This window comes from Erythrobacter sanguineus (genome assembly GCF_900143235.1).
GTDB classification, from domain to species: domain Bacteria; phylum Pseudomonadota; class Alphaproteobacteria; order Sphingomonadales; family Sphingomonadaceae; genus Erythrobacter; species Erythrobacter sanguineus.
The window spans coordinates 1-6,101 of the sequence record NZ_FRDF01000021.1; the positions used below are offsets into that span (position 1 = coordinate 1).

The 6,101-nt window shown below is 62.4% G+C and carries 5 protein-coding genes and 1 pseudogene; 3 read left to right on the plus strand and 3 right to left on the minus strand.

The window, feature by feature from the left end; translation table 11 throughout:
* Positions 1–256, plus strand: a 256-nt coding sequence (locus BUA05_RS14250; RefSeq protein WP_143150331.1) for an integrase core domain-containing protein, incomplete at its 5' end; no start/stop codon positions are given.
* A 932-nt stretch (positions 257–1,188) separates the two neighbouring features.
* On the opposite strand, the pseudogene BUA05_RS14260 reads toward BUA05_RS14250, so the two are convergent.
* Positions 1,189–1,364: pseudogene (locus tag BUA05_RS14260) on the minus strand (4-hydroxy-2-oxovalerate aldolase); the annotation flags it as partial.
* A 143-nt stretch (positions 1,365–1,507) separates the two neighbouring features.
* On the opposite strand from BUA05_RS14260, the gene BUA05_RS14265 reads away from it, so the two are divergent.
* Complete coding sequence (locus tag BUA05_RS14265; protein ID WP_072675687.1) at positions 1,508–3,697, plus strand: TonB-dependent receptor; 2,190 nt, start codon at positions 1,508–1,510, stop codon at positions 3,695–3,697.
* A gap of 53 nt (positions 3,698–3,750) precedes the next feature.
* Here BUA05_RS14265 and BUA05_RS14270 read toward each other — a convergent pair whose 3' ends face one another.
* On the minus strand, positions 3,751–4,926 hold the full coding sequence (locus tag BUA05_RS14270; protein WP_072675688.1) for a saccharopine dehydrogenase family protein: 1,176 nt from the start codon (positions 4,924–4,926) through the stop codon (positions 3,751–3,753).
* Between the two features lie 303 nt (positions 4,927–5,229).
* The gene (gene dcd / locus BUA05_RS14275) at positions 5,230–5,784 is read right to left on the minus strand and encodes a dCTP deaminase (protein ID WP_072675689.1); all 555 of its coding nucleotides are present in this window, start codon (positions 5,782–5,784) and stop codon (positions 5,230–5,232) included.
* Positions 5,785–5,976: 192 nt separating this feature from the next.
* Between dcd and BUA05_RS14280 the strand changes: the two genes are divergently transcribed.
* The coding region (locus tag BUA05_RS14280) for a GIY-YIG nuclease family protein (RefSeq protein ID WP_281247025.1) at positions 5,977–6,101 on the plus strand (125 nt) is incomplete at its 3' end.

The following is a 6,101-nucleotide window of genomic DNA, read 5'->3' on the forward strand; positions in this document are numbered from 1 at the left end:
CAAGATCGAGCGTTGGCACCAGACCCTGAAGAACCGCATCCTGCTGGAAAACTACTTCTTGCCCGGTGACCTCGAGGCCCAGATCGAGGCCTTCGTCGAGCACTACAACCACCAGCGTTATCACGAAGCGCTGTCCAACGTGACGCCCGCCGACGCCTACCTCGGCAGGGCGGCTTCCATCCTCAATCAGCGTGAAAGGATCAAGCGACACACCATCGAACATCGGCGCTTGCAACACTGCAAGCTCGCCGCCTAAAACCAACCCCCAGACGAGGTCCGCACTCCGCTAATCTACGCCGCAAGTTGTGCCAAATGTTCTGACGACGGACATGCACGAGAGGCCCTAGCTTTGGTGGAAGCGAGATTGTCCGCGATTGTTAAAGCGGATGGGCCGCATCGCCAGTTACCAGAGGAATGAAACTTATGAATGCCGGACCGCAAACGTGAGGCTTCGGGATCTTTGATTTCGACCGTCCACACGAAACGGGACCATATTCCGAAACAGTATCCTCCGTCCTGACGCACCCAAAGAGCGACCGCTTTTGTTCGTCAAGATATTGAGGCCTCTTCAACGATAACCCGGCTCCAGCCCCTGGGTGGCGGCGCGCCGATCACGGCCGCTCAGGCACCACGGGCCAAGCAAGGCAAGAAGAGCAGGTTCTACTTCAACCCCTTCCGCGGCTGGTTCGGCGGAGGCAAAAAGACCTGAGGCAATCACCAGCGCTCTGCCCGCACGCTGACACCACGGTGGTTGCGCGTATTGGAAAGAGACGGCGGGGCGTTTCGCAATTTTCAGAACGCTGGCGCACGTGGCCACCGAACACGATGAGCAATGGCCTGCTTCGCTACGCCCGACAGGCTCCGCTGCTCAACCCAATGCTGCAACTGCCCAGATAACCAGAACAATTGTCGGCCTAGTCCCAGCTGCAGAAAGATGGGGGCGGCCAAAGGTTCCGGCATCCTGCCTGCGGCCTTGATTCCAGATGCTCGCGAGCAAGAAAGCCGCCATCCGCCTTTGCCAGAAAGTTGCGGTCATAGCGCCGCCTTGCAGTGGCTGCCTGAAAGACGACAGGCGCCTTTCCCCAATTCCAAGCCAGAACCCGTCATGCAGCAACCGGTGGTGGCTGCACCAACCTTCGCGATCCACGAACCTGCCGTCGCTGTGTTTCTCATGGACGATCATGTCAGCGCAATGAACCCTTCGAGCGGTGCATTCCCGGCCCCTGTACCCATGCCCGCAAGGCTCGCATCGCCCCGGACAGCGCAGCCATGCACAGCGACAATCGGGTTGGCGACGGCGCGGCTGAGGTTATGGTGAGCATGCCCCCCCGCCGGGTTTCAGGCTTGAGCACGCGGTCACCCGCCCACTGTCCCACACCTGCCCGTTGTCGCATTTGTGCCGCACCTGATCGGCTGCCGCCTGCTGACCTGCCCGCTGCCCCTTGCATTCGGAAAATTCGCTGCTAGCTACGTGATACGTTATCTCATTCAAACAACGGGAACCCCCATGATCTCTCGCAAGACACGTCTCGCGCCCTCTCGTCTCGCTCTTGCCACGGTGCTCGGCCTCGCTGTCGGCGCCTGCCCGGCCTTGGCGCAAACCGCGCCCGCCGACACCGAAGCGCAGGTCGAGGATGATCTCCACAACCGCCAGACCGACGGGCAAGGCAATATCATCGTCAGCGCCTCCGGTCTCAAGGAACTGGACCTGCTCGCGGGCACCAGCGTGCTCGAAGCCCGCGAGATCCAGCGCGACATGGTCAATGGACAGCTTGGCGACCTCCTCACGAAGATCCCCGGCGTGTCCTCCACCAGCTTTGCCCCCGGTTCATCACGCCCGGTTCTGCGCGGCCAGCAGGGCGAGCGCGTGCGCGTGCTGATCGATGGTGTCGGCACGGCGGATGTTTCGAACACCTCGGTCGATCACGCCACCTCGATCGATCCGATCACGGTCGAGCGGATCGAGGTGCTGCGCGGCCCCGCCGTGCTGCTCTACGGCAGCCAGGCGATCGGCGGCGCGGTCAACGTGATCGACAAGCGCATCCCGACCCGGATGCCGGATGAAGATTTCCACTTCGATGGCTTTGCGGGTGTCGACAGCGCCAGCAACATGCGCACCGGCGCGGCTTCGCTCGATGTCGGGATCGGCTCGAACCTCGTGTTCCACGTTGACGGGTCGTGGCGCGAAACCGGCAACATGGATATCGGCGGCTTCCAGCTCTCGCCCGAACTGCGTGCCGAACTGCTTGAGGAAGCGGCGGAAAAGGATGCCGATGGCGAACCTGACGAAGCTGCAGAATTCCGCGAAGCCGCCGGCCAGCGCGGGTTCGTACCCAACAGCGACATGCGCAGCTGGACGGTCAATGCCGGGCTTGGCCTGATCCTCGGCGAAAGCACCTTCGGCGCGGCGATCGGATTTTACGATACCAATTACGGCGTCATAAAGCGGCCCGGCCTCAAGCATGAACACGGCGGCGAAGAGGAGGAGCATGAGGGCGAAGATCACGGTGAGGAAGAAGGCGAAGAAAACGTTCGCATCGACCTTCAGCAGTTCCGTGCCGACTTCAAGGGCGACATCTTCCTTGGCGATGGCGCGTTCGAGCGGCTCAAGGTGCGGGTCGGATATTCGGACTACACTCACACCGAGTTCGAAGGGCCGGGCGAAGTCGGCACGGTGTTCGAAAGCACAAGCGTCGAAGCGCGCGCCGAACTGGTGCAGAACGCCGATGGCATGCTGCGCGGTGCGACCGGCATCCAGTATCTCCACCGCGATTTCTTCGCCGTGGGCGAGGAAGCCTATGTCCCGCCGAACCTGACCGATCAGGTCGCAATCTTCACGCTGCAGGAATTCGGCACCGGCCCGGTCCAGATCGAAGCCGCCGCCCGCGCCGAGTTCACCGATGTCGAGGCCCAGACGCTCGGCATCGCGCGCGATTATGAAACCTTCTCGGGTGCGCTCGGCGTGGTCTATCAGGGCATCGAAGGCATCCGCATCGGCATCAACGGTTCGCGCGCCGAACGTGCACCGAGCGCCGAGGAACTGTTCTCGGACGGCCCGCACATCGCCACGCAGGCCTTCGAGATCGGCGATATCGACCTCAGGACCGAACGCGCATGGGGCCTTGAAGCCTATGCCCGCGGCACCTTAGGGGCGGGAACGTTCAACCTCACCGTCTTCAAGCAGTGGTTCGACAATTACATCTTCCTCAACGAAACAGGCCTCGAGGAAGACGACCTGCCGGTTTTCGAATACCTCCAGCAAGACGCCGACTTCTTCGGGATCGAGGCGGACCTCTCCTATCCCGTGATCGACACCGGCAGCTTCCGCCTGCTGACCGACCTGCGCGCCTCGTATGTCGAGGCCGAGTTCGCCGATGGCAACGCCGCGCCGCGCATCCCGCCGCTGAGCCTGCTCGGCGCGCTTGAGGCGCAAACCCAGGCGTTTGACGTTCGCGGCGAAGTGCAGTGGTTTGACGGGCAGGACCGCATAACCACTTTCGAAACACCAACCGACAGCTTCACGCTGGTCAATGCGCTGGTAGCGTGGCGTCCGCTGACCGATAACCAGAACGTCACCGTGCAACTGGCCGCCGACAATATCTTCGATGTCAACGGCCGCCGCCATGCCAGCTTCACCAAGGACTTCGTCCCGCTGATGGGCCGCAATTTCCGTGCCAGCGTGCGCCTGAGCTTCTGATCGGGGTCGCAAGGCGGGCTCCGGCATCATCGCCGGAGCCCGCCTCCTGCGCCTTAACCCTCGGCCGCGAAGGTCAGTTCAGCGTGCTCTTCCAGCCGCTTGACCAGATCTTCGCCCAGGAATGATCCCGGCGTGCCGATCCCGCCCGGCTTGTCGCACGAAAGCAGCGCAATCCCGGTCTCGGAAAGCATCCGGCTGGTCGAACCATAGCCCGGATCATACCGGCCCTTGACGGCGTATTGCAGCCGCTCGCCGCCCGGCATTTCAGCCACGAACACCACGTCATAAAAGCCGGTTTCGCGTTCCTCCTTGGTCGGCCCTTCGCCGGGCTTGGGCGGCTTGGCCCCGAACGGGTTCTTCATCATCTCCAGCGCCGCATTGGCCGCCGCCTTGCCCGCCTCGCCGGGGCTGGTCAGCATCATCTCGTCATATTTGAAATCGGTGCCGTAAGGATGGCCGAGCAGGAAATTGGTGCGGTGCACGTTCTTGGTGTTGATCGGCGCCATGACAAAGGGCGCGGACCACTTGCCGAGATCGTCCTCATAGGACGGGATCATGCCCGAAGGCTGGTCGGGGCCGTCAAAACCGGGGGTCAGCGCAAAGGGATTGCGCAGCACGTTGATGATCGAGACGCTCTTGGCCGCCGCCTTCATGGTCGCGCCGAGGCTCGCCGCGGTGCCGCCAGAGAACGTCCCCTTCATCGCCCGCACGCGCCCGCGGATGCGCGGGGCAGGCTGGCCGAATTTCTCGACGCAGGCCTTCTGGGTCATCATCACGCCCAGATCGAAGGGGATCGAATCGAACCCGCTGGAAAAGCAGATGCGCGCGCCGCTGGCTTCGGCGGCAGCCTGATGTTCGGCGATCTTTTCTGCCATCCATGCAGGCTCCCCGCACAGGTCGGCATAATCGGTGCCGGTGGCGACACAGGCGGCGACCAGCTTGTCACCATAAAGCTGGTACGGGCCGACCGTGGTCAGCACCACGCTTGTGCGCGCGCACAGCGCTTCCAGATCGGCGCTGTCATCGGCATCGGCAACCACCAGCGGGGTGGTGGCCGGCGCGCCGATTGCGTCGCGCACTTCTTCCAGCTTGCCAAGGCTGCGCCCGGCCATCGCCCATTTCGGGCCATCCTCACGCGTGCCATAGTGATTGGTGAGATATTCGGCGACGAGCCGCCCGGTATAGCCGGTCGCGCCAAAGATGATGATGTCGAATTCGCGGGTGCTCATGATTGTTCTCCGTGTGATTGCCTGATGCCATGCAGACACGCGCCCGGCGAGTCAAAACCTGCCCGGCAAACCGGCGCAAAGTGCACAAAGTTGACACCCTGTCGACTTTGCACTGCAAGACAATCATCAGCAAAACCAGTCACCTGGATTGGGCCTTGCCAGGCGGACAGACAGGGTGTTGCGCGGGGAAATGTACGCTGGCTCCTTGGACGAGGGATCCCGGCGACACTAACCCGCCCAACCTGTCGTAGGAAAGCACCGCCCAGGCTGCGGGCCTGAAGCTTGGGCCCTGAAGCTTGGGCCCTAAAGCTTGGGAAGCGTCACCCCGCGCTGGCCCATATATTTGCCCGCGCGGTCTTTATAGCTGGTCTCGCAGCGTTCGTTGCCCTTGAGGAACAGGAACTGGCACGCGCCTTCATTAGCGTAGATTTTCGCGGGCAGCGGCGTGGTGTTCGAAAATTCCAGCGTCACGTGCCCTTCCCAGCCCGGCTCCAGCGGGGTGACATTCACGATGATCCCGCAGCGCGCATAGGTCGATTTGCCAAGGCAGATCACCAGCACATCTTCGGGCACGCGGAAATATTCGACCGTGCGCGCCAGCGCAAAGGAATTGGGCGGGATCACGCAGCATTCGGTCTTGCGATCGACAAAGCTGTTGGCGGCAAAATCCTTGGGATCGACCACGGCGCTGTCGACATTGGTGAAGATCTTGAACTCGTCCGCCACGCGCGCGTCATAACCGTAGGAGGACAGGCCATAGGAAATCACCCCGTCGCGCCGCTGGGCTTCGACAAAAGGTTCGATCATGCCATGCGCCTGCGCCTGCGCGCGGATCCACTTGTCGGAAAGAATCGCCATGCCTGAGGGATTCCCGATGCGCGGCGCGGGGGCAAGGTGCAGCGCAGGAATATCCCCCCTTGCCTGATCACCCCGTCCGCTTTGCGGTAAAGCGGGCCAAACGCGGACATTCAGAAACCGACCCCGGAACGGACTTTACCGTCATCCCAGCGAAAGCTGGGATCGCTCTCGCCCTCGTGCTAGCTCACGGCAATCGGCGGCTGGGTCTACATCATGACCAACAAACGCGGCGGCGTTCTGTATATCGGCGTCACCGCCGACCTGCCCGCCCGGATCTTGCAACACAAGCAAGGCAAGGGTTCCGCCTTCTGCCGTCG

Bases quoted from the DNA above. Each gene is read 5' to 3' on its own strand.
- dcd (WP_072675689.1), bottom strand. From the start codon at position 5,784: ATGGCGATTCTTTCCGACAAGTGGATCCGCGCGCAGGCGCAGGCGCAT.
- BUA05_RS14270 (WP_072675688.1), bottom strand. From the start codon at position 4,926: ATGAGCACCCGCGAATTCGACATCATCATCTTTGGCGCGACCGGCTAT.
- BUA05_RS14265 (WP_072675687.1), top strand. From the start codon at position 1,508: ATGATCTCTCGCAAGACACGTCTCGCGCCCTCTCGTCTCGCTCTTGCC.